The sequence below is a fragment of the Fulvivirga sp. genome (assembly GCF_040220315.1).
Classification (GTDB): Bacteria; Bacteroidota; Bacteroidia; order Cytophagales; family Cyclobacteriaceae; genus Fulvivirga.
The window spans coordinates 1-3,534 of record NZ_JAVJUY010000302.1 but is presented as its reverse complement, the minus strand read 5'-3'; the positions used below and the strand labels follow the sequence as shown (position 1 = coordinate 3,534).

The window sequence follows — 3,534 nt, the reverse complement described above, 5'->3', positions numbered from 1 at the left end:
TCGATTACCTGAGAAAAAGCCTCTATTTTTACGTCATGTCCGTCAGGGTCGGTTCCTAATATTATTTCATTGATAGACTCCCCTGCCTCCACACAAATATCTTCAGGTATCGTTAACTCAGGCCGCTCGTTGTCACAGTCTTCTACAATAATTTGCATGTCTCTTGTTACAAACCCTAACAATCTCCAGGCTCCTGAAATAAACCTGTATTCTTTAACAATAAAGGCTATATTATATTCCCCAATGGCTCCAGGTGCATTCCATTCAATTTCTCCGGTTATTGCATCAATTCTAAAAAAAGGAGGTCCATCTCCTGTTTCATTGCCAGTATTAAAATTTTGATAAAATACGCTTGACGCAGGGTCAATATAGGCTGCTACATTTGTGCCCACATCTTTTTTTGGAGTAACTAATTCAAAGGAAATACTGTCGCCATCAGGATCAAATGCTCCCGGATTATGGAAGAATGCCACCCCAGAACATGCGCGGTCAATTGGCGGAATGAGTAATTCAGGTGTATTGTTGCAACCAAAGAAAGGATCTATTCTAATTTCAGTTTCAAGATAAAAGGTGGTATTAACGGAATTGCCGTTTTCTATATTTAATACACCGGCATTTCTATTTGCTTCTACATAACTGATTGTAAATTTACCATTAGAACCATAGGTATGTCTTACCGTAAAAGCTGCTTTACTTACATCAGCTCCCAGATCTTCGTTGATTGTCTCCACTCTGGTACTACCGTCTGCATTGTAAAAAACATGCGTATTATTCTGGATTTCGGGTAAACCTGGGGGTGTGCGACCAGATAAAAAATAATCATCAGGATCAGACTCGTCACCAAATCGTAATTCACCCATACCAAATAAAACAGGATCAACAGGGCCGCTATCAGTGTAAACTATGATGGTGATTTCGAAAGTACGGCCCTCACAATCAACTCTTTTCACAATAATTTCTCCTGCTCTTAAGTGTGTAGCATTAACATCTGAATAAAGTGATAAGCCAAACAACAACACCAAGCTTAAAAAAATATTTCGTATCAATTTCTTCGTAATAATAGTAAAATGTTTTTGTCTGATGCGATTCGTGTGATGCTTTGAGAACACTAAATTAAGTGAATTAGTTACAAACATCTATTAAACTTTGATATTAGCAAATATCGTGCTCAATCTTTAACTATTTTTGAGTAAGATTAATTAGATATGAGAATAGTTAAGGAATTAGTAAAGTCAAATATTAAAATCTCAATCTTCAGTTGGAATGGTAAGTACCTACTTAAGTTTGAACAAGGCGATATTGAGCAAACTTATAAAATTGATGAATTCGATGTGATTTCGGAAAGTGACTTAGATAAACTACTAACTGAAGATTTTCTAAAAGATTTGCAACAACAATTTATCTCAATGAATAAAATGTTTGATAAACATTCTCAGCATATTCTATGAGCAATCTAAAAAGTGCTAAATGTTATCTCAGTGTGGAAGGTGATGAAAATAATTGCTGTTTCATTAGTAATGATAGCCTTACTGTTATTAAAAATGCAAAAAAAAATAATTACCCTCTAGAATGGGTTAAACAAGTATACTTCAAAGAAAAAATATTCTTGATACCCATCGTTTTTGGCGGTATTTCTGCCTCACTGTCAGCTTTGGCCTTGTTTGAATACTTTTTAAATCCATGGATTATGTTAAGTGTTTTGTTTTTATCATCGCTTGTTGTTTATTATGGAATTCAGGGCGGAACCGCACTTGTAATTGTAACACCCATTAAAGAATATGACTTCTTCCTAAAAAATGTGTCAGACAATTTAAAGGCATTTGTGGCTTACACTAATGCCACACTTTCGGGCGTAGAAACGAGTTACTATGTGATTTTAGATGGGAATCAGGAGAAATACCTTGAGCAGAAAGGAGAGCTAAAATTACCTGAGAGCGGTTTAAGGCTCGCAACATCCAAGCCAACAACACATTCTGCTGTATACCTAATACATTTTAATGATCCCACATTTGAAATACGATATCAAAAAGATAGTGCCCGCCAGCTAAATCCTGTGCTATTTGGAATATTAAAATTAGAATCAGTTAAAAAAATTGAACTGGCTGATTGATTTGTTTCTATTATATTTGAAATTCAACCGTGTCTAGATGAAGCTTAAAGAAGGGAATATAAAGAGTAAAAAGAAAAGGAAGAATTACAAGCCTATTCTTGCAGGCACAAAAGATTGGCCGGTAGTAAGACTTGCTAATAACAGAAAGCAATTTATTGAAAATGTGGTTGAAGAGACATTCGAAAGAATGCTCGAATCTAACCCTGGTAAAAATGAAATTCGTGAAGAATTACAAACTACTCTCCACAGGGAGCTACTTAGAATTACCAAAAACCCCTGGAAAGTTGACCCCGCAGATGACAAATCTTTTTGGAACAATGTAAAAAATGAACTGGTTGAATTCTCTGGCTCCAGTAATTCTGACGAAAAAGAGAACGAGCTTCTTAAAACAATTATTAGAAGATACGCCACGGAAATTGCCGGTAACTTCAAAAAGACAAGGTATCGTTTAGCACGTGAAATTATTAAATTTGGATTTGCGCGTTTGTTAAATGCAACAAGGGTTAAGCGCTTTGGGGCTTTTTTTCGAAGCCAGTATACTTTAAATGATAAAATTCAAATTGTAGGTAAAGCCAAGCAGCTACGCAAACTAGCCAAAGTTGGCACTGTAGTAATGGTTCCTACCCATTTCAGTAACCTTGATTCGATATTAATTGGCTGGATCATACATGTTTTAGGCCTACCTGCATTTATCTATGGAGCCGGTCTTAACCTGTTTAATATTAAAATCTTGGCTTATTTTATGAATAGCCTTGGCGCCTATAAAGTTGATAGGAGAAAGAAAAATCCCATTTACCTACAAACTCTTAAAGCATACTCAACACTTGCTTTAAAAGAAGGTGCACACAGCTTGTTTTTTCCAGGTGGAACGAGATCCAGATCGGGTCAGATAGAGTCATCGTTAAAATTAGGCCTGCTGGGTACGGCCATGGAGGCTCAGCGTTCAATATTTATAGATCATCCCAATAGGGATGGTAAAAAAATATTTATTGTGCCGGTAACTATCAATTATAATTTTGTTTTAGAGGCCCCTAGCCTGATAAAGGATTACCTGGCGCATACAGGTCAGGAAAAATTCTACGTTGAAAGTGATGTATATTCTTCTTCCTATAATATGATTAAATTCATGTTTAAGTTCTTCACCAAAGGCTCTGATATTTCAGTTTCCATAGGCAGAGGCATGGATTTGCTTGGTAATTATGTTGATGAAAAGGGTAATAGCATTGACAAGCAGGGTAGGTTTATAGATACGAGGCATTATTTTACCACGAATGGGGTAATCACAGAAGACAAGCAAAGGGAATCTGAATATACCAGAAGGTTGGCAGAAATTATTGTAAAAGAATTCCATCGTATCAACAGGGTGTTTGCCAGCCATTTAGTAGCATTTGTGGCATTTCGAATATGGCGGAAGAGATACGAAA

General features: G+C 36.1%; 3 protein-coding genes and 1 pseudogene. 3 read left to right on the top strand and 1 reads right to left on the bottom strand.

All coding sequences use genetic code 11. The annotated features are described in order from the left end of the window. Positions 1 to 1,136 (bottom strand): annotated as a pseudogene (locus tag RLO81_RS15185) (hypothetical protein); the annotation flags it as partial. 69 nt (positions 1,137 to 1,205) lie between these two features. Between RLO81_RS15185 and RLO81_RS15180 the strand changes: the two are divergent. The 3 genes from RLO81_RS15180 to RLO81_RS15170 form a co-directional block, all read left to right on the top strand. Continuing rightward, positions 1,206 to 1,448, top strand: a complete 243-nt coding sequence (locus RLO81_RS15180) for a hypothetical protein (protein ID WP_350113426.1) — start codon at positions 1,206 to 1,208, stop codon at positions 1,446 to 1,448. Next, positions 1,445 to 2,110 (top strand): hypothetical protein, encoded by a 666-nt coding sequence (locus RLO81_RS15175; protein WP_350113424.1) that lies wholly within the window; start codon positions 1,445 to 1,447, stop codon positions 2,108 to 2,110. The genes RLO81_RS15180 and RLO81_RS15175 overlap by 4 nt, the downstream gene beginning before the upstream one ends. Before the next feature lie 37 nt (positions 2,111 to 2,147). Next, on the top strand, positions 2,148 to 3,534 hold a 1,387-nt coding region (locus tag RLO81_RS15170), incomplete at its 3' end, for a 1-acyl-sn-glycerol-3-phosphate acyltransferase (RefSeq protein WP_350113422.1).

What these genes read in the sequence shown, in the direction of transcription:
- RLO81_RS15180 (WP_350113426.1), top strand. Translation starts at nt 1,206, where the DNA reads ATGAGAATAGTTAAGGAATTAGTAAAGTCAAATATTAAAATCTCAATC.
- RLO81_RS15175 (WP_350113424.1), top strand. Translation starts at nt 1,445, where the DNA reads ATGAGCAATCTAAAAAGTGCTAAATGTTATCTCAGTGTGGAAGGTGAT.